This is a genomic window from Cupriavidus sp. USMAA2-4 (assembly GCF_001854305.1).
Classification (GTDB): Bacteria; Pseudomonadota; Gammaproteobacteria; order Burkholderiales; family Burkholderiaceae; genus Cupriavidus; species Cupriavidus malaysiensis.
Window position 1 is genome coordinate 3,512,641 of sequence record NZ_CP017749.1, and the last position, 26,108, is coordinate 3,538,748.

Annotated in this window: 27 protein-coding genes; 6 read left to right on the plus strand and 21 right to left on the minus strand. The window is 72.9% G+C overall.

Annotated features, from left to right (window positions below; genetic code table 11):
- The 16 genes from BKK79_RS35320 to BKK79_RS35395 form a co-directional block, all read right to left on the minus strand.
- Positions 1–2,379: an MMPL family transporter gene (locus BKK79_RS35320; protein ID WP_071040166.1), complete on the minus strand. Its 2,379-nt coding sequence runs from the start codon at positions 2,377–2,379 to the stop codon at positions 1–3.
- Positions 2,372–3,025: an outer membrane lipoprotein carrier protein LolA gene (locus tag BKK79_RS35325; RefSeq protein ID WP_071040167.1), complete on the minus strand. Its 654-nt coding sequence runs from the start codon at positions 3,023–3,025 to the stop codon at positions 2,372–2,374. Before BKK79_RS35325 ends, BKK79_RS35320 begins: the two co-directional genes overlap by 8 nt.
- Complete coding sequence (locus tag BKK79_RS35330) at positions 3,022–3,438, minus strand: acyl-CoA thioesterase (RefSeq protein ID WP_071019196.1); 417 nt, start codon at positions 3,436–3,438, stop codon at positions 3,022–3,024. The genes BKK79_RS35325 and BKK79_RS35330 overlap by 4 nt, the downstream gene beginning before the upstream one ends.
- On the minus strand, positions 3,435–4,436 hold the full coding sequence (locus BKK79_RS35335; protein ID WP_083384775.1) for an LpxL/LpxP family acyltransferase: 1,002 nt from the start codon (positions 4,434–4,436) through the stop codon (positions 3,435–3,437). The genes BKK79_RS35330 and BKK79_RS35335 overlap by 4 nt, the downstream gene beginning before the upstream one ends.
- Complete coding sequence (locus BKK79_RS35340; protein ID WP_071040168.1) at positions 4,433–5,215, minus strand: glycosyltransferase family 2 protein; 783 nt, start codon at positions 5,213–5,215, stop codon at positions 4,433–4,435. Before BKK79_RS35340 ends, BKK79_RS35335 begins: the two co-directional genes overlap by 4 nt.
- Positions 5,208–6,965, minus strand: coding sequence for an AMP-binding protein (locus BKK79_RS35345; protein WP_071040169.1), 1,758 nt, complete (start codon positions 6,963–6,965; stop codon positions 5,208–5,210). Before BKK79_RS35345 ends, BKK79_RS35340 begins: the two co-directional genes overlap by 8 nt.
- Complete coding sequence (locus BKK79_RS35350) at positions 6,958–7,503, minus strand: hypothetical protein (RefSeq protein ID WP_071040170.1); 546 nt, start codon at positions 7,501–7,503, stop codon at positions 6,958–6,960. Before BKK79_RS35350 ends, BKK79_RS35345 begins: the two co-directional genes overlap by 8 nt.
- Before the next feature lie 56 nt (positions 7,504–7,559).
- On the minus strand, positions 7,560–7,817 hold the full coding sequence (locus BKK79_RS35355) for an acyl carrier protein (RefSeq protein WP_071019189.1): 258 nt from the start codon (positions 7,815–7,817) through the stop codon (positions 7,560–7,562).
- Between the two features lie 39 nt (positions 7,818–7,856).
- Positions 7,857–8,126, minus strand: coding sequence for a phosphopantetheine-binding protein (locus BKK79_RS35360; RefSeq protein ID WP_071019187.1), 270 nt, complete (start codon positions 8,124–8,126; stop codon positions 7,857–7,859).
- Positions 8,113–8,889 (minus strand): lysophospholipid acyltransferase family protein, encoded by a 777-nt coding sequence (locus BKK79_RS35365; RefSeq protein WP_071040171.1) that lies wholly within the window; start codon positions 8,887–8,889, stop codon positions 8,113–8,115. The genes BKK79_RS35360 and BKK79_RS35365 overlap by 14 nt, the downstream gene beginning before the upstream one ends.
- The gene (locus tag BKK79_RS35370) at positions 8,882–9,637 is read right to left on the minus strand and encodes a beta-ketoacyl synthase chain length factor (protein ID WP_071040172.1); all 756 of its coding nucleotides are present in this window, start codon (positions 9,635–9,637) and stop codon (positions 8,882–8,884) included. Before BKK79_RS35370 ends, BKK79_RS35365 begins: the two co-directional genes overlap by 8 nt.
- Before the next feature lie 977 nt (positions 9,638–10,614).
- Positions 10,615–10,932 carry a high-potential iron-sulfur protein gene (locus BKK79_RS35375; RefSeq protein WP_071019182.1) on the minus strand — a complete coding sequence of 106 codons (318 nt, stop codon included), beginning with the start codon at positions 10,930–10,932 and terminating at the stop codon, positions 10,615–10,617.
- 309 nt (positions 10,933–11,241) lie between these two features.
- Entirely contained in the window at positions 11,242–12,066 is an 825-nt protein-coding gene (locus BKK79_RS35380) for a c-type cytochrome (RefSeq protein WP_071040173.1), read from the minus strand.
- Between the two features lie 80 nt (positions 12,067–12,146).
- Complete coding sequence (locus BKK79_RS35385; RefSeq protein ID WP_071019178.1) at positions 12,147–12,602, minus strand: DUF6691 family protein; 456 nt, start codon at positions 12,600–12,602, stop codon at positions 12,147–12,149.
- A 1-nt stretch (position 12,603) separates the two neighbouring features.
- The gene (locus tag BKK79_RS35390) at positions 12,604–13,038 is read right to left on the minus strand and encodes a YeeE/YedE family protein (RefSeq protein ID WP_071019176.1); all 435 of its coding nucleotides are present in this window, start codon (positions 13,036–13,038) and stop codon (positions 12,604–12,606) included.
- 46 nt (positions 13,039–13,084) lie between these two features.
- A complete protein-coding gene (locus BKK79_RS35395) occupies positions 13,085–13,408 on the minus strand; it encodes an ArsR/SmtB family transcription factor (RefSeq protein WP_071040574.1) in 324 nt (107 codons plus the stop codon).
- A 352-nt stretch (positions 13,409–13,760) separates the two neighbouring features.
- Here BKK79_RS35395 and BKK79_RS35400 point away from each other — a divergent pair, with 352 nt between their 5' ends.
- The 4 genes from BKK79_RS35400 to BKK79_RS35415 are packed head-to-tail and all read left to right on the plus strand — an operon-like array spanning position 13,761 to position 17,586.
- Positions 13,761–14,834 (plus strand): ABC transporter substrate-binding protein, encoded by a 1,074-nt coding sequence (locus tag BKK79_RS35400; protein ID WP_071019172.1) that lies wholly within the window; start codon positions 13,761–13,763, stop codon positions 14,832–14,834.
- Between the two features lie 10 nt (positions 14,835–14,844).
- Positions 14,845–15,777 (plus strand): ABC transporter ATP-binding protein, encoded by a 933-nt coding sequence (locus BKK79_RS35405; RefSeq protein WP_232346401.1) that lies wholly within the window; start codon positions 14,845–14,847, stop codon positions 15,775–15,777.
- Positions 15,774–16,562: an ABC transporter permease gene (locus BKK79_RS35410; protein ID WP_071019170.1), complete on the plus strand. Its 789-nt coding sequence runs from the start codon at positions 15,774–15,776 to the stop codon at positions 16,560–16,562. The genes BKK79_RS35405 and BKK79_RS35410 overlap by 4 nt, the downstream gene beginning before the upstream one ends.
- Positions 16,555–17,586 carry a substrate-binding periplasmic protein gene (locus BKK79_RS35415; RefSeq protein WP_071040174.1) on the plus strand — a complete coding sequence of 344 codons (1,032 nt, stop codon included), beginning with the start codon at positions 16,555–16,557 and terminating at the stop codon, positions 17,584–17,586. The genes BKK79_RS35410 and BKK79_RS35415 overlap by 8 nt, the downstream gene beginning before the upstream one ends.
- Positions 17,587–17,771: 185 nt before the next feature.
- On the opposite strand, the gene BKK79_RS40820 is transcribed toward BKK79_RS35415, so the two are convergent.
- The 3 genes from BKK79_RS40820 to BKK79_RS35430 all read right to left on the minus strand — a co-directional run bounded on the left by BKK79_RS40820 (position 17,772) and on the right by BKK79_RS35430 (position 21,484).
- Positions 17,772–18,617 carry a DUF4852 domain-containing protein gene (locus BKK79_RS40820; RefSeq protein WP_071040175.1) on the minus strand — a complete coding sequence of 282 codons (846 nt, stop codon included), beginning with the start codon at positions 18,615–18,617 and terminating at the stop codon, positions 17,772–17,774.
- Between the two features lie 157 nt (positions 18,618–18,774).
- Positions 18,775–19,569 carry a hypothetical protein gene (locus BKK79_RS35425; RefSeq protein WP_071019165.1) on the minus strand — a complete coding sequence of 265 codons (795 nt, stop codon included), beginning with the start codon at positions 19,567–19,569 and terminating at the stop codon, positions 18,775–18,777.
- A gap of 214 nt (positions 19,570–19,783) precedes the next feature.
- Complete coding sequence (locus BKK79_RS35430) at positions 19,784–21,484, minus strand: caspase family protein (protein WP_071040176.1); 1,701 nt, start codon at positions 21,482–21,484, stop codon at positions 19,784–19,786.
- A gap of 59 nt (positions 21,485–21,543) precedes the next feature.
- Between BKK79_RS35430 and BKK79_RS35435 the strand changes: the two genes are divergently transcribed.
- Together BKK79_RS35435 and BKK79_RS35440 are read left to right on the plus strand one after the other, a co-directional pair.
- Entirely contained in the window at positions 21,544–22,314 is a 771-nt protein-coding gene (locus BKK79_RS35435; RefSeq protein WP_071040177.1) for a hypothetical protein, read from the plus strand.
- Entirely contained in the window at positions 22,311–23,384 is a 1,074-nt protein-coding gene (locus BKK79_RS35440) for a hypothetical protein (RefSeq protein ID WP_157128603.1), read from the plus strand. The genes BKK79_RS35435 and BKK79_RS35440 overlap by 4 nt, the downstream gene beginning before the upstream one ends.
- Positions 23,385–23,517: 133 nt before the next feature.
- Here the strand turns inward: BKK79_RS35440 and BKK79_RS35445 are convergent, their stop codons facing one another.
- The gene (locus tag BKK79_RS35445) at positions 23,518–25,146 is read right to left on the minus strand and encodes a hypothetical protein (protein WP_071040179.1); all 1,629 of its coding nucleotides are present in this window, start codon (positions 25,144–25,146) and stop codon (positions 23,518–23,520) included.
- 194 nt (positions 25,147–25,340) lie between these two features.
- Positions 25,341–26,108, minus strand: a complete 768-nt coding sequence (locus BKK79_RS35450) for a LuxR family transcriptional regulator (RefSeq protein ID WP_071040180.1) — start codon at positions 26,106–26,108, stop codon at positions 25,341–25,343.

Here is a 26,108-nt window from a genome sequence, read left to right on the forward strand (position 1 = left end):
TCATGGCGCCCCCCGCGGGTGCGCTGGCACGAAGCCTCGATCTCCTGGTGCCCCGCCCGGCGCCTGCGCCGGACGGAACCATGGCGCCAGTCCCCACACGGTGCCGACGCCGGCCAGCATGGTCAGCCCGAACACGCGCAGCGCCGGCGTCGCCGACAGCGCGAGCAGGCCGAAGGCCAGCAGCGTGCTCGCCGCGCCCAGCACCACGGCGGTCCAGGAGGCGCCGTCGCCGGGGTGCTCCAGCAGGAAAATGCCGTAGTCGACACCGACGCCGAGCAGCAAGGCCAGCGCCAGCACCGAGAACAATTGCAGCGGCATCTGCAGCCAGCCCAGCAGCGCCAGCGCGGCAAGCGCCGCCAGCAGCGTCGGCGCCAGCGCCCGCCAGCTGGCGCGGCCATAGCGCCACGCCAGCAGCAGGGCGACGCCGGCGGCACCGGCCAGCAGCAGCCAGCTCATCAATTGGCGGTAGTGGCGCAGCAGGCGGCTCATGCCGTCCACGCGGTCCACCCACTGTACGCCAGACAGCCCGCTCACCGCATCCGCCACCGCGCGCATCGTGCCGGGACGCTCCAGCCCCTGCAGCAGGATCACGCTCGCATACCCTTGATCGATCCGGCCCAGCCACAGCGGGCGCAGCATGGCGGACACCGGGTGCCGCAGCCAGTCTTCCAGGCGCAGCGGGCTGCCCGCCGGTGCGCGCGCCGGCACAACCGCCGCGCCGCCGAGGGCCTGCGCCACGCGCGCCCGCGCGGCCGCCTCCAGCGGCGCCGCCAGCGCAGCGTCCGCCTGCTGGCGCCGGGCCGACGGCACCCAGTCCGACAAGGCCAGCAGCCCGGCCAGTTCCTGCCGCGCCAGCAGCGGCGCCAGCGCCGCGCGCGCGGCTTCCTCGCGCTCCAGCACCTGGTCGGGCGAGCCACCCCGCACCAGCACGAACTGCGCGGGGCTGGGCGCCGCCAGCAGGCGGCCGGCGGCGCGCTGCGCCGCCACCAGCGCCGCCGGCGAACTCTGCAGCTGGCGCACATCGTCGGCCACCTGCAGCCGCATCAGGCCGGGCACGATCCACACCGCCAGCGCAAGCGCCAGCAGCACCGTGGCACGATTGGCGCCCACGCGCGGCCAGCGCGCCAGGTTGGCGGCCAGCCGCTGCGACAGCGGGGTCGGGCGCAGGCCGCCGCGGTCCAGCCAGGGGAACCACAGCACGACCGTGAGGCAGGCCGCCACCAGGCCGGTGGCCGAGAACAGCGCCATCTGGCGCAGGCCCGGGAACGGCGCGATGCCCAGCGCCAGGTAGGCCACCACGCTGGTCGCCAGGGCCAGCGCCATGCCGGGCAGCAGCGCGCGCATCACGCGCCGTGGCGGCGCACCGCCCTCGGCCTGGCGCGCGACGAAGTAGTGGATGCCGTAGTCCTCGGCCACCCCGACCAGGCTGGCGCCGAACACCAGGGTGATCAAGTGCACCCGCTCGAACACCAGCGCCGTCACCGACAGCGCGGCCGCCGTGCCGATCGCCAGGGACAGCGCCACCAGCACGATCGGACGCAGCGAGCGGAAGGCCAGCCACACCAGCAGCAGCACCGCCGCCAGCGAGCCGAGTCCGATCACGTTCATCTCGCGGTTGGCCTGCGCCGCGGCGGCCTCGGCGTGCAGCGGGATGCCGGCGGCGATGACCTCGACCGCGCCGGCGGGGTCCGCCTGCGCAGCGGCGCGGGCGCGCGCCAGCAGGTCGGCATAGTCGGTCGCGCCGCTGGCGCTGAAGGCCGGCCGTGTGATGCGGTAGCTCAGCACCACCCAGTGGCGCCCGTCGGCCTCGACGGTAGCGAGGCCGTCGCGTTCCTGCACGCGCGTGGCGCCGGCGCGCGCCAGCCACCATTGCGGCCACAGGCCGAGCGGGTCCTCGCTCCATTGCGTCAGGCGGGGGCCGGCCGACAACTGGTAGAGGCGCGCCAGCGCCTGCCGCGCCAGGTCCTCGCCATCGGCGGCGCGCAGCATCTGCCGCTGCCCGTCGGTCAGCAGGCGGTCGCGCCACGGGCGGTAGAAATCCAGCGCGGCATCGAAATCGAAGGCGGCGAAGCGGTCCTGCGGCTGCAGCAGGCCGCCCCCGTCGCCGAGCGCGGCGCTGAAGCGGCGCGCGGCGGCGCGCGCCTGCTCCCAGGCCGGCGCCCCCACCAGCACGGCGACCTCGCGCGAGGCGCCGTCGGCCAACTGGCGCAGGGCCTGGTCCGCCAGCGCGCTGCGCGCATCGGCCGGCAGCAATGCCATCACGTCGGTGTCGAGCCGGGCATCGCGCCAGAACTGCACCTGGTGCACGACCAGTGCCAGCACCAGCAGCAGCCAGGCGAAGGCCAGCGCGCGTGCGCTCGCGGGCCCGCGGCTAGTCAAAGCGCCGCTCCTGCTCGGGCGTCAGGCGGGCCGCCGTGCCGGGCTCGATCATCCGCACCAGCGTGCTGTCGCCGCCCGCCTCCTCCCAGCGCACCGAGCGGACGAAGCGGTCGCCGCTCAGCTCGATGCGGCTGAACGCCCTGCGCAGACCGGCGTCGGCCGGCACCAGCGACAGCGACCAGCCGTGCGCGCCGGTCAGTTTACCCTCCGCCTGGAAGCGTGCCGCCAAGGCGCGCAGGTCGCCCTGCAGCATGGCCATCACGGTCTGCGCCACCTGCCGCATGGCGGGCTGCACATCGGCCTGCAGCTGCTGCTGCACGGTGCCGTCGGCGCCGCGCATCACCAGCCGCTCGGGCGTCACCAGCAGGCTGGAGACGAAGGGCTCGCGCGTCTGCCAGGACACGCCGCGCCCGCGCGCCAGCACGAAGTCGCCGCGCGCCACGAGCGGGTTGGCGAAGCCAGCCAGGCGGCGCGTCTGCTCGAAGCGGCCGTGGACGACCGGCGCGGGATCCAGCCGCGCGGCCACGCCAGCCAGCACGTCGGCCGCCGGGGCGGACGCGCGCTGCGCCGGCGGCGGCGCAGCCAGCGCGCCGCTGCCCAGCAGCAACGCCAGCAGGCCGGCGGCGCCCGCCTGGCCCAGCCTCATGGCTTGATCCCCAGGCGCTCCCACAGCACCGGCGGACAGACGAAGCAGAGTTCCCCGCTGGTCGCTTCCACCGCCACCTGGATGGTGTAGCCCTTGGTCAGGCGCCGCCCGCTGGCCGCGTCGCGCACCAGGTACTCGATCTTCAGGCGGTTCTCCCACTCGGTGATGGTGGCGCGCACCAGCACGGACTGGCCATAGTGCAACGGCTGGACGTACTTGATGCGCAGGTCGACCACCGGCCACAGGTAGCCGGAATCGCGCATGGCGGGATAGTCGTAGCGGTAGCGCGCCAGCAGCGCGCAGCGCGCCTGCTCGAAGTAGCGCAGGTAATTGCCGTGCCAGACCACGTTCATCGGGTCGAGGTCGTGGAAGGCAGGTGTCAGGGTGATCTCGTGGCTGAGTTCGGATGTCATGGGCCGTTCCGTTGCGGGCGCGTCGCGCCATCCTGTCCGGACGCGGCGGATGCCTCGCCGCCGGCCCAGAAGTCGTAGAAATTGAACCACTCGTAGGGCGAGGCCAGCAGCAGCGCCTGCAGCCACGCGGCAAAGCCGGCGGCATGCGCGGCCAGCGCGGCCTCGCGCCCGCCGCGCGGCAGGCGCACGTCGCGCGCCAGCTCGGTGAAACGCAGCAGGTGGCCGCCACGCGTGCGCACGCAGCCCAGCGCGAACAGCGGACACTCCATCAAGGCCGCCAGCACGTACGGGCCCACGGGAAAGCGCGCGGGCGCGCCAAGGAAGGGCACGCGCACCGCGCGCCCGCCGTGCACCGGCACGCGATCGCCGGCGATGGCGACGAACTCCCCGGCACGCACCCGCGCCGCCAGTTCCGCGGCGCTGGCCGGCGTGAGGTCGTCGACCTGGTAGAGCTGCAGGCCGGAACGCGGATCCAGGCGCGCCAGGATGCGGTTGAAGCGCTCGGCATGGGCGGTGTGCACGAGCACCGTCAGGCGCAGCCCGGCACGCTGGCCGGCCAGCGCCCGGCACAGCTCCAGGCAGCCCATGTGCGCGGTGACGATGATGCCGCCCTGCCCCGACTCGATCTGGCGCAGCAGCACCGCCTCGCCTTCGCGCCGCACCGCGCCGAAGGGATAGCGCCCGCCGATGGCCAGCAGCTTGTCCAGCAGCGTCTCGCCGAAGGACAGCAGGTGGCGCAGGCTGTGGCGCCGCCCGGGCTGCGTGCCGGCGGGCAGCCCGGTGGCACCGCCCTGTTCCTGCACGCGCCGCAGATAGTCGAGCGAGGCGTGGCGCGCCAGCGGATTGGCCAGCCAGTAGTAGGCGACCACCGGATACAGCACCAGGCGGAACAGGCCGCGGCCACACACGCGGTACAGCGCGTACAGGCACCAGATGCCCCACACCGAGGTGGTCTCGCCGATGGTGCTCCAATGGCGCGGTGCCTGCGGCGTGCTCATGGCCGGGCTCCGCCGGCCGCGCGCGGCAATCTGCGCCACAGCAGCCACGGCAGGCGCCGCAGCATGCCGGCAAACAGGCGCGCATGCATGCAGGAAATCAGCACGTTGTCGCGCCAGACGCGGAAGTGCGACACCCCGTCGGCGGGATAGGTCACGCGCGTCGGCACATTGACGATGGCCACGCCGCGCCAGACCAGGTGCACCAGGATCTCGGTGTCGAACTCCATGCGCTTGCCCAGCGCCTGCCGCGCCAGCAGCGCCCGCACCGGCGCCAGCGGATAGACGCGCAGCCCGCACATGGAATCGCGGATGGCCAGCGACAAGGTGTTGATCCAGACCCACACATGGGTCAGGTAGCGCGCCAGCTTGCGCACGCGCGGCACCGAGTCGTCATAGAGGGGATGGCCGCAGATCATCGCCGTCGGGTGGGCACGCGCCAGCGCCAGGAACTGCGGGATGCAGCCGGCATCGTGCTGGCCGTCGGCATCGATCTGCAGCGCGTGCGTATAGCCGCGCTGCCAGGCCGCCTCGAAGCCGGCCATGATGGCGCCGCCCTTGCCCTGGTTCTGCGCCAGGCGGATCAGGGTGACCTGCTGCGGATGGCGCGCGGCCAGCGCGCGCAGCACCTGCGCGCAGGCGGGGCCGCTGCCGTCGTCCACCAGCAGGCAATGGCACTGTTCGGCCAGGATGGCGTCGACCATGGCGCCGATGGCGCGCTCGTGGTCGTAGACCGGCACCAGCACGACCGGCCGGAAGGCCTGCGCGGCACGCTCAGTCATGTGTGGCTCCGAACACGATGCGGCCGCTGGCGTGCGTGCCGGCCGCCGAGCTCAGGCGGAACGCCAGCGTGGCGCGCTCGGCCTGCCAGGTGAGCGCCAGCGCCACCGTGCTGCCGGGCACGATCACCGCCTGGAACTTGAGTACGTCCAGGCGCTGGAAGGCGGTGCGCGGCGGCACCGGCAGGCGCTGCGGCGCCAGCTGCATGACCCACTCGACCTGGGCCACCCCGGGCACGATGGGCGCGCGCGGAAAGTGCCCGTCGAAGACGGCCAGCTCGCCATCGATGTACAGCTCGGCCGTCGCCGTGGCACCGTCGCCGTCTCCGTCCAGCCAGCGCACCTCGGGCAGCACGCGCCGGAACAGCGCGCGCAGCATGGCATCGCTGGTCTTGCCCTGCGCATTGCACGGCAGCGCGGCGGGAAAACGCCAGCGGCGCGGCAGCGCCAGCGTATCGACGGTATCGGCCAGGGCCTCGCGCAGCGCGGCGGCGAGGCCGGCGCGGCCCTGCGCGGCGAGCACGGCCTGCCCCGCCGCCGCGGGCACCACGACCGCTGCCAGGCGCGTTCCCACCGCCAGCTCCAGCAGCGTGACACGCGCCTCCTGCACCAGCGGCGTCGCCGCCAGCGCACGCTCCACCGCGCTCAGCGAGACCCGCTTCTCTTCGATCTTGGCGATGCGGTCGGCGCGGCCCGCCAGCACGAAGCCGCCGTCTGCGGCCGGCTGCGCCAGATCGGCGCAGACATGCCAGCCGGCGTCCGGCAGGTGGTCCGAGCGCACCGCCAGCAGTCCGTCGCGCAGGCACCAGTCGACGCCCGGCAAGGGGCTCCAGCGTTCCTGCTGGCGCGCTTGCTGGCGCCAGGCGATGCCGCCGGTCTCGGAACTGCCGAAGACCTCGATCGGCGCCTGGCCGAGGTGGCGCAGGGCATCCGAGGCGGCCTGCGCCGGCAGCGGGCCGCCGGAGGAAAACACGGCACGCAGCGCGCGCCGCGCCGGCGCCCAGTCCAGCTCTTCGGGCAGGCGGCGCAGGTGTGCCGGGCTGCTGACCAGCAGCGCCGGGCCGTCGAGCGCGGCGGCCTGCGCCACCAGCTCTTCGTGGAAGGCCAGGCGCGCCAGGGGCATCGGGCGGCCGGCCGCGAGCGGCCACAGCACGCAGAACAGCAGCCCGTAGATATGCTGTGGCACGACCGTGCAGAGCACCTGCGCGCCATCCGGCAGCGCGGCGCCGAAGGCCGCCTCCAGCGCAGCCACCTCCGCCTCCAGCTGGCGCAGCTGCTTGGGCACGGCCTGCGGCACGCCGCTCGAGCCCGAGGTGAACAGGGTCAGCCCGCAGTGCCGCGCGTCCAGCGGCGGCCAGGCCGCCGCCTCGCCACTGCCGGCCGCCTCCGGCAGGCCGGCGGGAGCGGGCAGCAGCCCGCCCGGCAGCTCGCCCGCCAGGCCATCCACCGCGCCGGCGCCGCCACGCAGCGCCGCCACCGTCGCCGGCAGCGCGTCGCCGGGCAGCACCACATGCTTGCCGGCATGCCAGGCGCCGAACAATGCCGCGGCGAACTCCGCATGGCCGTCCAGGTAAAGCGCCCAGCGCGTGCCGGGCCGGGCGGCAAAGGCCTGGCGCCAGGCCCGGGCACGCGCGAGGAAGGTGTCGGCATCCCACCCTGCCGCGCCCGCCCCCGCCACCGGACGCGCGCGTGCCGGCGCCGGCAGTCCTGCCAGCGCCGCCATCGTGCCGCTCACGCCGCGCCACTCACGCATGGTCGCTCCTTGCCATCACGCGCCGCCGCAGCAGCCACTCGCCGCAGAACATGGCGCCGATCAGCACATAGGCGATGCCGCCGTTGTACAGGGCCCAGACACGGTCGCTGGCGAAGCAGGCGGTGAGCGCGGCCAGTGTGCCGTTGACGACGAAGAACAGGCACCAGGCCTGGGTGACACGGCGCGTGTAGCGCACGCCGGCCGGCGGCAGGTCGGGCTCGCGCAGGCGTGCCATGCGCTCGACCAGGCTCTGCCGGCCGAGCAGGCTCCAGCCGAACACGGCGAGCATGACGAGATTGACCATCACGGGATAGAGCTTGAGCGGCAACGCGCGGTCGGACACCAGGCCGGCCAGCGCCGGCAGCGCTGCCGCGGCGGCCATCGGCCACCAGCCCTGGCGGCGTCCGGCGCAGGCGCGCAGCAGCGCCAGCGCCAGCAGCACCAGCGCCATCGTGCGCGGCGACCAGTGCTGCAGGCCGAAATAGGCCAGCACCGGATAGCACAGCAGCAGGACGGCCAGCAGGGTGTTGCGCAACATGGTGGTCGGGTCGGCGGGATAGCGGGATAGCGGGATGGCGGGATGGCGGACCGGCCTCAGGCCGGGGTCGGCGAGTCGATCAGGCGGGCCAGTGCCTCGACGATGTCCTGCACGGTGCGCACGGACTTGAAATGCTCGGGCTTCGGCGGCGTGCTCAGGATCGGCTTGAGCTTCACCAGCAGGTCGACGGCATCGATGCTGTCGATGTCGAGATCGTCGTAGAGCAGCGCCTCGGGGCGGATGCGCGCGGCGTCGATCTCGAAGCTCTCCTGCAGCACCGCGGCGACGCGCGCGTAGATTTCCTCGTGGGTCATGTTCGATTCCTCCTCAATGAGATCGGGGCGCCGGCCGGCTCAGGCCGCCGCCTCGCTGCGTTGCGCGGCGATGAAGGCAGCCAGCGCGGAGACGCTGGCAAAGCGTGCCCGCACCGCTTCCTTGTCGCCGTCGAGCTTGACGCCGAAGCGCTTCTGCAGGGCCAGGCCCAGCTCGAGCGCGTCGATCGAATCGAGGCCGAGCCCCTCGACGAACAGCGGCGCCTGCGCGTCGATGTCGGCCGGGCTCAGGTCTTCGAGCGACAGCGATGCAATGATCAGTTCCTTGATGTCTTCTTCAAGCGCCTTCACGGCCCACCTCCCTGGAAAAATATTCTGATAGCGCCTGTGTCAGCTGGCGCACGGCCAGGGCATCGTCGACGCCGGCCGCCAGGCAGGCGGCGGGGTCGATATCATCCTTGACCTCGATGACAAAACGCGGCCGCCGCAGCGGCACCGCGTACCACTTCTCGCCCTTGGCCAGCGTGGGCGGCTCGCAGCGGATCACCACCGGTGTCAGCGCGAAGCCGCCGCGCACGGCGATATTGGCCGCCCCGCGCTGCAGCCGCATGGGCGCGCCCGGCACCGTGCGCGTGCCCTCGGGAAAGATCACGAGGTTGTTGCCCGCGCGCAGCGAGGCGATGCAATCGTCGACCATGGCCGCGCCAGCGTCGTTGCACACGTAGCCGGTGGCCAGCACCGGTCCGCGCGTGAACGGATTGCGCGCCAGCCCGGCCTTGACCACGCAGTCGGCACGGCGCGTCAGCGCGATCAGGAAGACCACGTCGATCAGCGAGGGGTGGTTGGCGACGATCAGCAGCCCGCTGCGGCGCAGCCGCTCGGCATGCCGGATCTCGTAGCGCAGCACGCCGAGCCCGCGCATCAGCAGCAGGAACAGCCGGAAGGCATGGTGCACCAGCTGCTTGCAGGCACGCTGGCGCCGCAGGTCCGGGCCGGGCAGCAGCGCCATCAGCGGGAACACCACGATACGCAGCAGCAGCCCGCCCAGCCCGAAGGTGGAGAAGCAGACGCCGGTGGCGCAGACGCGCCAGGCGCGGTCGATGCGGTCAACCATGGCGCCGCCACTGCCAGGCGCACTGCTCGCCGTGGTGGATCAGCCCGGCCTCGCCCGACAGCATGAAGCGCAGCACCTCCAGGCCATGCGGCAGCGCGGGCGCTGGGCCGGATGCAGGTGCGGCGGGCACGGCGGGAGAGATCGGCGCCAGCGAGAACACCGGCTCGCCGGCGCGCGGCCGGCCCAGGCGCCAGGCCCAGCCGTACAGCGCGGCAGGCTCGTCGGCGAAGCCCGCATAGGCCTCGGGCAAGGGCGCCTCGTAGTGGACCAGCAGGACTTCCGGCGCGCCGTCGGCCAGCAGGGCGCACGCTTCCACCACGCCCGCCTCGACCGTGTCGCGTCCGGCGGCGACAGCCTGCTGGCAGGCGACATCCTTGCGGTCGATGGCATACAGGGCGCCGATGGCGTTGTGCACCGACAGGCCGAAGGCGGTCGGCGAGACCCCGCCTTCGGCGGCAAGGTCGGAGAGCATGTCGTAGGCGCGCTGCACGTCGCCATGGCGCGAGGCGAACACGGTGGGAATGCCGCCACCCTGGGCCTGGCATTCGTAGGCCGGCGCGAGCGCGACGCGGCCGAGCGGCACGACGCGACGGCGCAGCATCGGCGCCATGGCCTCCAGCGCCAGGTCGGCCGCGGCGGCCGTGGCGGACGGCAGCCACGGCGTCGCGCACCAGTCCCGCCATGCCTGCTCCGCCTGCAGTCCGCCAGCCCGGGCGGACCAGGCACGAATACCGAATTCCATTGCCATGCCGTGCGCGTTGGGTGATCGTGATTCCGTATTGCACCCGCGCCAGCGCGCGCCGGCCGTTGCGGGGCGCTGTCGTGGCAGATAAGTGCGATTGCTTGTCATGGACCGGCGCCAGACCGGCACCGTCCGAGGTTGGCGGCACACCGGTGGCCGCCGTCGCCTTCCCTGTTTCTTCCTCTCCTGATGCCGCGCGACAGCCAGGACCGGCAAGGATGCCGGCAGCTACCATGCCAACGTCCCGCCACACCCTTAACGGCAATCCGCCGTTGTCCTTGAACCTGCGCGCGGCCACTTCCCGGCCATGCCATGGCTGGCCGGAAAAGGCGGCCTTAGCCGCTTTCTTCTCTTATTGGGGCGCGATTTTCTCACAATCCGGCCCGCGGGCGCCAGTTTCGGAGTGTCAGCATCGGTGTCGGCCTGCGGCCGGCTCACTGCGCCCACGTCCAGGCCGGACGACCAAGCCGGCAGGGCGCGGGGCGAGGCTACAGCGCACGCTCGCGCTGCGGCCGGGCGCGCCGCCCGCATGTCCGGCCACGCTGTCTGGCAGGACGTGCCGCCAGCGGCGGACGGCCGCATCGGCGACGGTACCAGGCCGGTTCTGTCATCCGCTTCTCCTTGGGCAGGCAGGCGGGACCGCGGGGCGCGGCGCCACCCATCTGCCCTCAGGCTAGGCGGACAGGCTTAAGGCTGGCTGAAGGCTGGCTGAAGGCGGCCAAGACAGGACGGCGCGGCACCGGGACCGCAGCGCGGGCGGCGCGCTGCTCACCCGACACGGCGGGGATCGGCGCAGAAAAGCGGAAAAACAAGCGGGAATCGAGAGCGTAGCGCGAAGATGCGGGCTGCGCGAGAGGGAAAGCATCGGTGCGGTGCCGGGCGGCATCGGCTCAGCCCGCCACGGCAAACCGGGACCGGGCCTGCGCACGATGCGCTGCCCGGCGGCGTGGGCGAGGCGTCCTGCCGCCGCCCACGCCCCGTCATCAGGCCTTCTTGACCCAGGCGCTGCACCAGCCGTTCATCGCCACCTGCTTGCCGGCGAACAGCGGGCACGGACCCTTGGCATCGCCGGCCTTGCCCTGGTACAGCTGGCAGTTGCCGCAGTGCTGGCTGGCTTCGTGCTTGGGGTACTTGGCCTTGTCGACCTTGTTGGTGTCCGCCTTGTAGCCGAGCGAGACGGCCTGCGGATCCTTCTCGTCCACCATGGCGCCACCCGCTTGCGCACGCGCCAAGGTGGAAACGGCCATGGCGCCGGCGGCAACGATCGGGATGGTCTTCAGGAACTGACGACGATTGGACATGATGCTTCCTTCTTTATGTGGGGGGGGGGTAGGACTGCACATCGTTGTTGTAGGACGGCGACCGCCGCGTGCCGCATGGGCGATGCCGCGCGCGGGGACGGCCCGGCGGCCGCCGCCCATCCATACTAGTCCAAGGGAGAATGGTCATGGCGCCCCGGGGCGCCATGGCCGGCATCATGGATGCGGAATGGGCGGCCGCCGCACCGCCGCCCGTCGACTCTACCGGAAGCGTGCGCCGCCACGATGACCTGGCGCAAATTCCCGTGGCGCCACGGGTGCGCCAGATTGCCGCACCCCGTCCCGCCGCGCCTAGCGCGCGTCCTTGGGCTTGCCGCCCAGCGGCCAGTCCTTGGCCCGTGCCGCATAGTCGGGGCGAGGCTGCTGCGTGAAGTAGGCCGCCACGTCCACCGCGTCCTGCGCGGACAGCGTGCCGCCCTGGCCCAGCGGCATGTTGTGCTTGACGAAGGCCGCCGCGGTGTACAAGCGCGCCATGCCCGCGCCGACATTGAACGCATCCTTGCCCCATACCGGCGGGAACACATAGCCGCCGGCCGGATTGGACATGCCCTGCCCCTCGGCGCCATGGCAGGACGCGCACTGGGCGGCGTAGAGCGCGGCACCGTGCTTGCTGTCGGGCACCAGCGCCGTATCGATCTTCTCGAAGCCGCGGCCGGCCACGTCGTGGCCGACCGGCACGCCGGTGGACAGCCACTTCATATAGGCCAGGATGTCGTTCATCTCGCCGGAATCGGGCGCCAGCGGCTTGCCGTTCATGGAGCGCTGGAAGCAGTCGTTGACGCGCTCCTGCAGGGAAATCACCTTGCCACTGCGTGCGCGGTACTCGGGAAAGGCAGCGGTCAGCCCGACCCACGGCGAGGCGTAGGGCACGGTGCCGCCGTTCAGGTGGCAGTTGGTGCAGTTCAAGCCGTTGCCGACGTTGCCCGGCAACAGCTTGCGGGTATCGCTGAGCAAGGCCTTGCCGCGCAGGATGGCTTCGCCCACCGCGCCCTTCGGCACGCTGGCCGGGTCCGGCACGACGAAGGGGACCTGGTCCTGCGCCGCGCGCGCCGGCAACGCTGCGGCGAGCGCCAGGGCCAGCGCCAGGGGAACGGCCATCTTCAGGGGAATCCGCATGTGTCTTCTCTCTTCCATGTCGTGTGGTGTTGTTTTGTATTCTGTTCTGTTCTGTTGTGGGTGCTGATGCGCCCCGCCGCTCAGGACTTGCCGGCCGCCGCCGGCTGCGCCGCACGCCGGGCCGCGCCGACGCGTTCGACGCCTTCGAACACCAGCATGCCGGCCAGCATCGCGGCGACGAAGCCCCAGGCCTTGGCATAGCCGGCCCCGAGCGCGACCAGCGCGGGGCCGGGGCAGAATCCGGCCAGGCCCCAGCCCACGCCGAAGGCGGCGCTGCCCAGCACCAGCCGGAGCGTGATCACACTGCTGGCGGGCAGCTGCATCGGCAGCCCGAGCAGCGAGCGCTGGCGGCGCTTGGCCAGGAAGAAGGCGAAGAAGCTGACACAGATGGCCCCCACCATGACGAACACCAGCGACGGGTCCCACTCGCCGGCCAGGTCGAGGAAGCCGAGCACCTTGGCGGGATTGGCCATGCCGGACACCATCAGCCCGATGCCGAACAGCAGGCCGGAAATCAGCGCAGTCAGGATCGGCATCTCAGGCTCCCAGCAGGTGGCGGGTCACGAAGACGGTGGCAAAGCCCGCCACCATGAAGGTCAGCGTCGCCACCAGCGAACGGATCGAGCCGCGCGCGATGCCGCACACGCCGTGGCCGCTGGTGCAGCCGCTGGCGAAGCGCGTCCCCAGGCCGACCAGGAGGCCGGCCAGCAGCACCTCGCCCCAGCCGCTCTCGATGTCGGGGTGCACCGCATGGCCGGACAGCGCCGCCAGCAGCGGCGCGCCGACCAGCCCGGCGAGGAAGGCCGCGCGCCAGGCCACGTCCTTGCGCGGCCGCGCGAACAGGCCGCCGACGATGCCGCTGATGCCGGCGATGCGCCCGTTGCACAGGACCAGCAGCGCGGCGGCGGCGCCGATCATCACGCCGCCCGAAAAGGACAGCGTGGGGGTGAAGTTTCCAAGGTCGATCAGCATGGTGTCTCCTGCAAGTCTCGATATTCGTGGGCGCGGGCCGGGCCCGCTAGCGCGGCGCGGCCAGGTCGCCGATGGCGCCGGGGTCGCCGGGCTCTGCGCAATAGTGCTGGTACAAGGTCTGCATGACGGCCATTGCCTGCGGGCTGGCAATGGCGTAGAAGATGTGCTTGCCTTCGCGGCGCGTGGACACGACCCCGCTGTCGCGCAGTACGCCGAGCTGCTGCGACAGGGTCGGCTGGCGGATGCCCAGGCGCGCCTCCAGGTCGCCCACGCGCAGTTCGCCCTGCGCCAGTTGGCACATCAGCAGCAGCCGGTCCGGATTGGCCAGCACCTTGAGCAAGCCGCAGGCGCGCGCAGCCGCGCCGCGCATGGCATCGACCTCGATGTCCGCGGCGCTCTCTGCGCTCTCGGCGCCATCCCCACCATCAGGCAGGTGCTCCGGCAAGCCGTCCATCGGGCACTCCTCCTCAGTCTTTACCGGTCGATATTATATATATTTGTATATTGATAGCAAGACCCCAGGCCTGGGATGCGGCTCGTCTCCCGCCTCTCTCCAGCCAGCGCGCCCGGCCTCCCCAGCCGATATGAATAGGCGAAAAGCTTCGTTGTGAGGTGCAAGGCCTTCCCCAATACTAGTTGCCAGCCCTGCCGGGCGGACGCGCCACAGGGCGCCCGCGCCCTCCTTCCTCCCAGCCGGCAGGCCAGCCAGGACCGAACACCCGATGCCAGCCAACGCCACGCCTTCCCACGCGCGCCGCCGCGCACTCCAGCAACTCGCCGCGCTCGCCGCCGGCGGCGTCGGGCTCGGCCTGGCCGCCTGCTCGCGCGAAGACGCGCAGGCGCCCGGCAAGGCCGCCGCGGGCGGCGCTCCCGCCGTCATCCGGCAGGCCGGCGACAAGGTCCGCTTCAAGTATCCCGACAACCCGAGCTTCGACCTGGTCTACCTGGCCGACCAGCTCGGCTACTTCGACGGCAGCAATACGCGCCCCGACTATATCGGCAAGGTGGCCGCGCCGCAGATCATCCCGCTGGTGGGCACCGGCGAGATCGACTTCGGCTCGCGCATGGTGCCGCTGGTGATCTCGGCCTTCGCCAGCGGCGCCGACATCCAGGTGGTGGCGGCCGGCGGTGAAACGCTGGAAGCGGCGCCGCACATGAAGTATTTCGTGCGCAAGGACTCGGGCATCCGCCAGCCCAAGGACCTGGAAGGCAAAACCATCGGCTTCAACAGCTTCGGCGCCTGCGCGGAATTCGTCACCAAGACCTTCCTGCGCCAGAAGGGCGTGGACGTCAGCAAGATCAACTTCGTGGTGATCCCCGACGACCAGGCCGAGCAGACCCTGGCCACCGGCAACACCGACCTCGCCATCATCCACGCGCCCTACTCCGGCCGCGCCGACCATGCGCCCAACCTGGTGCGGCTGTGGAGCGACTACGACCTCGACCGCGGCCTGGGCGGCATGGCGCCGTACAGCGCGCACGGCAAGTTCATCCGCGAGCATCCGGAGGCCGTGCGCGACGTGGTGACGGCGCTGGCCAAGGCCGCCAACTGGGTCAACGCCAATCCGGAAGACGCCCGCAAGCTGGTGTCCCAGCGCATCAAGCTCGACCTCCAGTACGTCGACCGCTATGCCTACGTCAAGGACCTCGTCATCACCGAACCGCCGATCCAGTACTACATCGACGTGCTGGAGCGCGAAGGCAAGCTGGCGCGCGGCAAGGTGGCCGCGCACCAGATCTACACCAACGCCTTCAACCCCTACGCCAGCGGCGGCGCCGCGCCGGCCAAGGCCTGAAGGAAACCCCATGTCCGGCAAGATCAGCGCGCGTGGCGTGCGCATGGACTACGCGGTGCGCAACGACGCCGGCCAGCCCGAAGAGGTGGCCGTGCTGCGCGACTTCGACCTCGACGTGCGCGAGGGCGAGTTCCTCTCCATCCTCGGCCCCTCGGGCTGCGGCAAGTCCACCTTCCTCTCCATCCTGGCCGGCCTGACCGAGCGCACCGGCGGCAGCATCCGCATCGACGGCCGCGCACTGGCCGGCATCAACCCGTACCAGGGCGTGGTGTTCCAGGGCTACGCGCTGTTTCCCTGGCGCACCGTGCTGGAGAACATCGAGGTCGGCCTGGAGATCCGCGGCGTGGCCAAGGCCGAGCGCCGCCGCATCGCGCAGGAGTATCTCGAACTGGTCGGCCTGGCGGGCGCCGGCAGCCGCTATCCGCACGAGATCTCCGGCGGCATGAAGCAGCGCGTGGCGATCGCGCGCGCGCTCGCCTACAAGCCCGACGTGCTGCTGATGGACGAGCCCTTCGCCGCGCTCGATGCGCAGACGCGCGAGATCCTGCAGGGCGAGCTGCTGCGCATCTGGGAGCAGTACCGCAAGACCATCGTCTTCATCACCCACAGCCTCGACGAAGCCATCTTCCTGTCCGACCGCATCGCGGTGATGACGCGCCGGCCCGGCACCGTCAAGCAGATCCTCGACGTGCCCCTGCCGCGCCCGCGCCTGCCTGAGCTGCGCAATGCCGCAGCCTTCGTCCACCTGCGCCAGCAGGCCTGGGACATCCTCAAGGACGAGGTGCAGTTCGCCAGCCCGGCGGCGACGCCGCGGCCGCTCGGCGCCACCGCCGACCCGCGCGAGCGCGGCGAGGCGGCGGCGGTGCCCCCCACAGTGGCCGCGCCGCCACCGGTGGCACCCGGCCGGCCTGTATCCGCCACGGCGGCGGAGGCCGCACCATGAGCGCCCGCAAGCGATCCCTCCGCCTCGGCGAACATGCGCTCGGCCTGGCCGGCATCGCCGCCTTCCTGCTGCTGTGGGAGGCCGTGCCGCGCCTGGGCATCGTCAGCCAGGCCTACCTGAGCCCGCCTTCACAGGTCGCCGAGGCGATCTGGCAGCTGCTCGCCAGCGGCGCCCTCGCCAAGCACCTGGCCGCCAGCCTGCAGCGCTCGCTGTACGGCCTGGCGCTCGCCATCGGCCTGGGCGTGACACTCGGCCTGCTGATGGGCTGGTTCGCGCGCTTCGAGACCGTGGTCGACCCCATCCTGCAGCTGTTCCGGCAGACTTCGGCGTTCGCGCTGTTCCCGGTCTTCATCCTCTTCCTCGGCATCGGCGAACTGTCCAAGGTGGCGCTGATCTTCTGGGCCTCGTTCTGGCCGGTGCTGCTGAGCACGATCAGCGGCGTGCGCCAGGTCGACCCGTTGCTGATCCACTCGGCCCGCTCGATGGGCGCCTCGCGCGCCTTCGTGTTCCGCAAGGTGGTGCTGCCGGCGGCGGCGCCGTCGATCTTCACCGGCATCCGGCTGGCGGGCACCTACTGCGTCACGGCGCTGGTGGCGGCCGAGATGATCGGTGCGCATTCGGGCCTGGGCTTCCTCACGCTCAATGCGCAGGAAGTATTCCAGATCCCCACCATGTATGCGGGCATCCTGCTGCTGGCCCTGCTGGGCCTGGCCATGAACTACGCGCTGGCGCTGGTGGAGCGGCGCCTGACGCGCTGGCGGCGCGGGCTGACGCTCAATGCCTGAGCCGCTCGACCTGGACCTGCTGCCGGCCCCGGCGCCAAGGCAAGCGCTGCCGCGGCTGCCGCTGCTGTCGCGCCGCATCCGGTTGTCGCTGGCCGCCGCGGCAGCCGCCGTGCTCGCGGGCATGCTGGCGACGGCGGCGCTGCCACCGCTGCTGGCGCGCCTGCCGCACCTGCCCGAGCGCCTGCCGGCGCCGCTGCAGCACTGGCTGGCGCAGCGCGTGGCACCGCCCGACTGGCATGCCCTGCGGCTCGGCCCGGTGCTGGCCGAGGCCAGCCGGCGCGGCGTGCTGGTGGTCGGCGTGCGCGCCTATGCGCGGCCCGCGCCGCCCGGCGCACCGGCTCCCGCCGAACCCGACGCCTTCGATGCCAGCCTGGCGCGCCAGCTCGCCGCCCACCTCGGCCTGCGCCTGCGCCTGGTCGGCCTGCTGGGCGACGCGGGCAACCCCGGCGACCCGCGCAACGCCCCTGCCCTGCTGCCCGGGCCGCGCCCCGACCTGCTGCTGGCCGGCGCCGGCGCGGTGCCTGCGGCACCGGCGGCGGCGCGCGTGCCCACCGCCTACACCGGCGGCATGGGACAGGTGCTGGTGCTGCGCAAGAGCGCCTATCGCCATCCTGCCGACCTGGCGCGGCGCAGCGTCTGCGTGGCGCAAGGCAGCCCCTATGCGCACACGCTGGCGGCCCGCTACGGCGCGCTGCCGCGCACCTATGCTTCGGCGATCCGCGCGGTGTCGGCCTTCCTCGCCGGCGAGTGCGACGGGCTGGCTGACGACACCCTGGCGCTGGCGCGCCTGGCTCGCCTGCCGGAGTGGCGCTTCTACCGCGCGCTGGACGGCGCCGTCGCGCCCGACAATGGCGCCGCCCAGATCGTGCTGCGCGCCGGCGACCCGCTTTCGGCCGCCTATGTCGAGCGCGCCGTGCGCTACTGGAAGAGCGGCGGCGCCCTGGCGCAGGCGCGCGAACGGCGCGCCGCCGACCTCGCCTTCGAGGCCGGGCAGCTGCAGGACGGGCTGGTCTGCCACAACTAGCAGGACACTGGTCCACTGGTTCCCCGCAATCGGTCGGTGCCTGCCCTGCCATGCGGACTCATCGCGTCGTTGCAAGGGCTCGCCATCGCCGTGCGATGGCTGCGCTATGCGCCTGGCGCGGATTCCCGCATGGCATCTCCTTCACCTCCCATTTCAACGATTCAGCGGACCAGGCCGCACCTGGCTCAGCCCGCCGCCTCCACCAGCGTCTCGGTGCCGTTCACGCGGATGCCGACGCGCACGATCTGCGCGCGCACGCGCTTGCTGGCGATATCCGCGTCCTGGGCGAAGCCGTACACCACCACATCGAAATTGCGATAGCTGCTGCGCGCCGCCTCGATCGCGCGCGCGGCCTCGGCCGGCACCTTGAGCTGGGCGAAGGCCTCGCCGTTGGTGAAGGCGAGCTGGTATTCGCCGTTGTCGAACAGGTAGTAGTAGGTGCCGGCCTCGCCCAGCTTGCTGGGAAAAGCGCCCTTGTCCAGGTCGTAGGCCTGCAGCATGCCGCTGCCGTTGAGGCGGTACTTGAAGTAGCGCTCGCTGGCTGCGGCCTTCACCTTGGCGTCGATCTGCGGCTTCAGCGCATTGAGCAGTTCCTGCTTGCGGAAGGCGTCGCCGGTGCCGGCGTACTCGCGCGACAGGCGCTGCGCGATGGCGGGATAGTCGGGCGGCATGCCGGACAGCGCCAGGTAGGCGAACATCAGCTGGTTGCCGCTGTCGATCTCGCGGTACTGCGCGGCCGGGGTCGCCGCGTCGGCACGCGGCAACGCCGCGGCTTCGGCCTTGGCGTGCGCGCTCGCCGCCAGGGTGGCCGGATCGGGCGCGGCCGGTGCGGCGGCATCGGCCTTGATGCCGGCATCGGCCGGCGGCGCCTCCTTGCCGCAGCCGCCCAATGCCGTGGCCGCTACCACCAGCAAGGCGGCAGCGCCGCGCAGCGCACGGCGCGACGGCAGCGAGGCGAGCAAGCCGGTGGCGGGATCGGCGGCCGCGATACGGGATGCGGTGGCGGGCAGGCGGATGTCGGAACGGTTCATGGTCGGTTCTCCAGGTCGGCGTGGCGCACGCTGTGGCGCGGCGCCATCGCTCATGTCAGGTTCGGATCGGGAAATCGGGGGATCGGAAATCGGGGGATCGGAAATCGGAAATCGGAAATCGGGGATCGGAAATCGGGATCGGGCCGGTTGGCCGCCCCTAGATCGCGGCGGCGCGCAGGCGGAACTCGCGCCAGCCCAGCCAGGCCAGTGCCGCGCTGGCGCCCAGCACCAGGAACAGGCCCAGGCCGGGATGCAGCGCGCCCAGCAGTTGCGCCGTCATCTCGCGCGCCATCTGGCTGGCCATGGCCTGCGCCTGCGGGCCGCCGAAGGCACCGGCGAGCTTGCCGGCGTCGGTCACGGCAGCGGACAGCCGCGACCAGGCCACCAGCGCATGCAGCACCACCACCGCGAGCGGCGCGCACTTGCCGAGCGCGGCCTGCGGGGCGCGCAGCGGCCAGCTCGCCATGCACGCCGCCAGTGACAGCAGGAACAGCGCCTGGGCCAGCGTGAAGCCGCCACGCGCGCCGGCCGAGAACTGCTGCAAGGTGGAAGCATCGACGCCCAGCAACTGCCAGTAGCTCAGCGACACGGCGCCGAACAAGCGCACGCCGACGGCCTCGAAAGCGAAGGCGCCGAGCACCAGCACGCCCAGCGCCGCCAGCACGGGCACACCCAGCGCGGCACGCGCCTGCTGCCACAAACGCCGCCCCTGGGCGCCGGCCAGCGCGGCGGCGCGCGCGGCCTCCTCCTGCGCGAGCTGCGCGGGCGGCACGGTACTGAGCGCGCGCAGCGCGCCGCCGGCATCGAGTTCGACCTCGACGTGGGCATTGAGCACCGGCACGCCGGGCGAGCGCCAGTGCTGCATGACATCGAACTGGAGCATCTTGCCGTCGAGGTTGACGGCACCTTTGCCGTCGGCTTGGTAGACGATGATGCGACCGCGCTGGGCCATGGCTTTCCTCCTGTGAAGCCTGCGTGAATCGGTGCCGCGCCATGCATCGGTGGCAAGGCGCGGCGGCGGCCGGCGGGCTGCGCCGGCTCTCATGCCGTTCAACGGGGGTAGCGGAGGAATTTCAAAAAAAATCGCCGATGCGAGCGCATCGGCTGCATCGGCATCGAGGGCCACATCGGTACGGCGGCGCGCCGCCGGGAAGGCGGCGCCAGGCTCAGCGCGGGGCGGCCGGCGCCGAGGCGGCCCGGACCTGAATATCGCGTTGATAGGCCGAGGTGGCCTCGGTCACATCGCGCATGGTGGCGCCCATGGCCTGCAACAGGTGGCGGGCCGCCGCCGCGGAATCGCCATCGCGGCGCAGCGCCAGGTCGGCCTGGTAGGCATGGGCGGGCGCGTAGCCGGCGGCCACGGCGGCATCCAGCAGCGGCGCGGCGCGCGCCAGCGAGGCCGCGTCGCCGGCCAGGATCAGGCGCTCCGCCAGGTCGGTCTGCGCCGGCGGGAAGCCCTTGGCCGCGGCCCTCTCGGCCCAGCGCCGCGCCTGCGCCCCGGGCGCGCCGTCCTGCGGCAGGCCGCGGCCCAGCGCCGTCTGCGCCACCACGTCGCCGCCGCGTGCGCGCCGTTCCAGCGCCTGGCGCGGAAACGGCCGTTGCGCCACCAGCTGGCGGATCTCGTAGTTGAGGTCCTGCAGCACGTAACCGGGCCAGCGCCCCGCGGCGCCTGCGCCGGAAGCGCCCGCCTTGTCCGCGCCGGCCTTGTCCGCGCCGGCCTTGTCCGCGCCGGCCGCCGTGAGCGCAGCGGAGCGCCCGGACGGCGGCCCTGGAGGCACCGCTGGCCGGCCCCCGCCCTGGGCCACCGCCCAGGTCGCGGCCGGCACCGTGGCGGCGCGGCCGGCCGGCGCCGGCGCATCGCCGCTGGCGCTGCCCTGCGCCAGCCGCGCCGCCGAACCCGGCGCCCCGGCCGGCCAGGCCCGGCCATCGTTGAGCACCAGCCGCACCGACGTTTCGCCGAAGCTGACGTGCGGGCGCTGGGTGTCGTGCGTCAGCAAGGCGACGCGCTCGGAGACCCGCGCGAAGACATCGCCGAGATTCAGCCCGCGCTCGCCCAGCACCTCGACCAGGGCGGCGGTGTAGGGGCTGTTGCGCACCTCGGGCGACCAGTAGTCGCGCGCCCGCGCGCCGGGCGCCGTCGAATAGGCGATCACCAGCCCGCGCGGCGCGGGCGCCGCCGCGAAACCCTGGTTGGCCACCTGCCCCGCCGGCGCCCCGCCGCGCAGGTAGATCTCGCGGCAGGCGTCCAGGATCATCACGCTGCTGCGGGCATCGGCGCGCTGCAGCTCGCCGAGCGCCTCGTCCAGCGGCACGCCCTGGTCCTCGATGCTGCGCGCGCTGGGGTGGCCGACCTCGGCACCGATCGGCAGCAGGTAGCTGCTGTCATTGGCCTGCGCGCCGTGCCCGGCGTAGTAGACCAGCGCCACCTCGGCGCCGCGCCCGCGCCGGGCGAAAGCGCGCAGCGCCTCGCGCAGGCGGGCGGCGTCGAGGTCCTGCTCCAGGTCGACTTCGAAGCCGAGCTGGCGCAGGCGGTCGCCCAGCGCGCGGGCATCGTTGACGGGATTGACCAGCGGCTGTGGATAGGCGGCATTGCCGATGACCAGCGCGTAGCGGCCGGCGGCCCAGGCGTGGCCGGCGGCCGCGGCCAGGGCCAGCGCCGCCAGCCGGCGCGCCAGCCTTGGCAGGCGCGGCCGCGCGCGGCGGTGCGGGACGGGCGGGACGTGCGGGCGGGAGGCGCCGCCCGGCAGGGTATGGTGCGATGACATCCGATCGAGGAATCCGTTGCGGCGTGCGCCCGCGCGCTGCGGCAGCGCCACCATGGCGCGCGCGCCGGCGATACAATGCACGCCGCGGGCGGCGACCGACATCTTGCGCCGCCGCCCCGCCAACTTGCAAGCCCCAACCCCCTCACAAGGAAGCAGCCGTCTTGTCTTCGGATCATCCGGACCATTTCCCCAGGATCCAGGTGCTGTGGAACCGGCGCGAGGCCCTCTCCCGGTCGGAGTGGGAAGAACTCTACCGGCGCGTGATGGACGTGCTCGCCGGCTACCGGCCGCGCGAGGCCGGCGCGCTGGGTGACCCGCTGCCGGACCTCTGCCACCAGTTCTTCGTCGAGCGCGTCATGCCGGGCCGCGGCAGCAACGGCCCCGAGCATGCCGGCGCGCTGCGGCTCTATTTCCGCCATTTCCTGCTCGACCTGCTGCGCGCCGCCGGTACCGTCGGCGAGCCGGTCGACGACAACCTGCAATGCGAGCCCGGCTCGGCCGAGGCCCAGCGCACCGCCTTGCAGCGCTTCGGCCTGAGCCTGGATGCCGCGCGCGATGCCGCGGCCGCCTTCGTCGCCACGCTGTCCGAGGACATGCTGATGCTGCTGCGCTTCTGCGGCTGCGGCGACGCCGCCGTCAGCAGCTTCGCCGACCGCATCGCCTCGGCCCACTACCGCTCCGGCCAGCTCGGCCTGGTGCACCGCCGCCGCAGCGACAAGGAAGGCGCCGGCCGCCAGCTGGCCTCGGCCGCGCACCGCGGCACGCTGATCGAGCGCTGGGTCATGCGCACGCTGGGCCGCGGCGCCGCGCCGGTCGAGCTCGACCCCGGCGACGCCGGCGACGTGGGCGCCGCCCAGGCCCTTTTGGATATTCTCTGTGCGGTCGCGTTAGCGGGGCAGAACCCCGCGGCCATCGACCCGACTCCCGCATGAGCGCCCTGACCCCTCCCTTGCACATCGTGGCCGCGCGCCTGCAGCGCGGCGCCGCCGCCCCGGCCACCGGCGATCCCGCCGCGGCGGACCCGGCCGGCGCCGGACCCTGGTCGGAGCGCGCCATTCCCGCCGCGCTGGCGGCCGCCTTCGAACGTGCGGCGGCGGCCGGCGCGCTGCGCGAGCAGGCGCTGGCGGCCGGGCAGATCCACGCCCTGCGCGACGCACCCGCCTTCGGCGCCGTGCTGCTGGACCGATGGCTGCCGCAGGCACAGCAGTGGCAAGGCTGGCTGGTCACGCCAGACCCTGCTTACGCCGGCTCCACCGACCTCGTGCTGGAAGCGCGCGACGGCCCCTTCGATCCGCGCGCCGGCATGGTCTGCTGCGCGCTGCCGCTGCTGGCCGCTCCCGCCCAGCTCGGCGACTGCCTGGGCCGGCTGCCGCCGGCGCGGCTGGATGCGGTGCGCTGGCTGGGCGAGTGCGACCGCGGCGCGGCCGCCGGCAACCTGCCGCGGCCCGGCGTGATCGCCCGCATGGGCGTGCCCGACGGCTACGCCTTGACCGGCACGCCGCTGGCCGGGGAGAACGACGCGCGCAACGCGTACCGGGACCTGCTGGCCCAGGGCATGGACCGCTTCGGCCTGGTGCCGGCCAAACTAGCCACCACGCATGCCACCATGCCACCGGCAGTGCCGGAGACCGCTGCCCCGCCACCGCGCGCCGCCGCCAACCAGCCGCGCTGGCTGCGCAGCTTCGCCGCCGTGGCCGCCACGCTGGCGGTGGTGCAGGCCGGATTGCTGCTATGGCGCTTCCAGGACAGCGGCGACGCCCTGCGCACCGGCGACGGCGCGCAGCAGTACCGGGGCGGCAGCAGCGCCGAGGGGATGCGATTCCGCGTACTGTTCCGCCCCGAGGCCAGCGAGGCCGAGATCCGCGACTGGCTGCGCCAGCAGAAGCTGCAGATCGTGGCGGGGCCGGACCCCATGGGTGCCTACACCCTGTCGTCCGCCGAGACCGGCCGCGCGCTGCCGCAACCGGGCCCGGGCAATCCGCTGGCGCGGGTGGAGCCCTGAGCGGGCCGGCCGGCAACCTCCGGCACGTCACGAAGCGCCGAACGCGGCGCAGAAAGCAGCGCAAAACGAAACCAGGGTGCACGCCTGCGCGTGCACCCTGGCCTCGCCTGTCAGCGGCGCGCCGCGCGCCGGCTCAGCGCACCCACACCCCCACGTAGCCGCGCGAGGCATCGGTCGCCTGCACGCCATGCTCGACCAGCACGTAGCGCACGCCGTCCGGCGTCGCCGCGCCGTAGGCCTGGAACCAGCTGCCCGAGCCGGGCAGCCCCAGCTGGTCGGTCGGGGTGCCGGCCAGCAGCGCGCTGAACTGGTCCGCGCTCAGTGTCACCGGCGCTGCGCCCGCGAGCGTCAGCGTGGCCTTGCCGGCGCTGTCCACGCTCAGGCTGGAATAGGCCTGCGGCACCGGCGCGCTGCTGCTGAGGCCGTCGCGGCGGCAGTCCTCCCAATACTGGCTGAAGCTCTGCCCGGCGAGCTGCTGGGCGGAGGTGATGCGGATGGCGTTCTGCGCCACCAGCACGTCCGTCGACTTCAGCCCGTCGGTGCCATCGTTGACGTTGGCGGCCAGGCAGACCATCGAGGCCACCGGCAGGTCGGGCGCGAGCAGCAGCTGGTGGAAGTTCATGCCGTACTGCACCGGGCTGCCCCACTGGTAGCCCCCGTCCGCCTGCGGCACCACCGTGATGCGGTTGCCGCCGAGCGTCAGCACGCCGGACTGGCCGATGCCTTTGTCGAGCACCGAGGCCTGCAGCGGCGCCATGCCGGCCGCGTTGTAGTGGAAGTCGGCATAACCGACCGCGCCGGCCGGCACGGTGGACGCAGCGCTGCCACCGCAGGCCTGCGCGCCGCTCAGGCGCGAGCCGTTCCAGCCGCCCTTGAAGGTAGCGTTGACCTGCGTGCCGTAGACCCCGCCGACATGGTTCAGGTCGGTGAACTCGCCGCTGAACAGCTCGACGGTGGCGAAGCTGTTCTGCGCCAGCTTCTCCGTCACGCTGCCGCTGATCTGCCACCCGCTGGCGGTCTGCCGCACCTGCCCGCCGACCACGTACTTGCTGCCGTCGGACAGGATGCGCGTGCCCGACACCGAGCCGTCGATCTCGCTGACCGTCACGTCGAAGGCGTAGCCCACGTGGCTGGGGCCGTTCAGGCGCCACGTGCCGGCGTACAGGCACAGCGACTGCCCGCGCAGATGCGCCTGCGCGCTCACCGCCGGCACCAGCTTGCCCTGCGGCGAGGCCGCCTGCACCGCGGCCAGCACCGCCGCATCGGCGGCGAAGGCCGAGGGCGCCTGCTGGAAGTTCAGGCTGCGCCCCGCCAGCGCCTGCGCCGACGACGGCGCGATGCGGATGGCCTGCGCGAGATTGCCGCCGCTGTCCAGCGATTGCAGGAAGCTGCCGATATTGGTCACGGTGTCGTTGGTCTCGTCCGCCGCGCCAGGCACCAGCGACACGGGCGTCATCACAGGCTGCGCCGCCGCCGTGCCGATCACCACGCCGCCCACCGAGAAGGTGACCGGCTGCCCCGGTACGTAGGAGAAATGGCCGCTGTCGTCGGTGACGCCGCTGAGATCGCCCGAGCGGTACGCCATGCCCACCACCGGGGCATCGACAAAGATGCCTTGCGCCACCTGGGGCGCCTGCGGTGCCGCGCTGCCCGCCCCGGTGGCGGCACTGCCGCCGTCGCTGCCGCCGCCGCAGGCGGCCAGCAGCAGAGACACGCTCAGCGCGCAGGCCAGCGTGACTCCCTTCCTGTTGTTCTTGTACATGCGATTCCTCGATGATGATGATGGCCCACGGACCCGTTGCTGTCTGCCCGCGCGGCCAGGCCTTGGCACGCGGGCACGGGGATTGGAACAAGGCACGGCACGGTCCGCCTAGCTGTCAGGACTGACAGGTGGGCCCGCGCTGTGCGCGTATGCGGTGCGTATCAGGTGCGTATCAGGTGCGTAGCACGCGCCTGTCATGGCACCGCCAGCCCGGCCAGGATCGCGCGGGCGACCGCCTCGCGGCGGTTGCGCGCGCCCAGCTTGCGGGCGGCATTGGCCAGGTGGAAGACGGCGGTGCGCTCGCTGATGCCGAGCTGGCGGCCGATCTCGCGCGCGGAGCCGCCCGCGGCAGCGCGCGCCAGGCATTGCTGCTCGCGCGCGGTCAGGGCCGGCGCGCCGGCCCGGGGCGGTGGTGACAGGCGGCGCACCGCTTCGTGCAGGTAGAGGCCGAGCAAGGTCACGCGCGCGACGACCTGGTCGAGGCGGCGCCGCGCGGCCTCGCCGTCGTGCGCGGTGGCGGCATTGAGCAGGGCGGTGGCGCCGTGCGCGCCACGCAGCGGCACCACGATACCGCCGGCCAGGCCATGCTGGCGCGCTTCGGCGAACAGCTGCGCCGCCGCCGGACTGTCCGCGCCGCGCCGGTGCCACGGCAGCGGCAGGCCCGCCGTGGCCGCGTGCCGCACGAGCGGATCCAGCGCCAGGTAGCCGGCCGCGCGATAATGGCGCGCCCAGGCCGGTGGCAGGGTCGACAGGCGGTGCCAGGCGGCGCCCGCCGCGGCACTGCCGTCGATGCCATCGAAGACGAAGCGCGCCCGCTTGCCGTCGGCGCGTACGGGCCGATGCTCGGCATAGAGGAAGCAATGGAAGCCCAGGCCGTCGAGCCAGCGGCTGGTGTGGTCGATCAGCGCACGGCGCGAGTCCGCGTGCAGCAAGGTGTCGAGAAACGCGAGATCCTGGGGCAT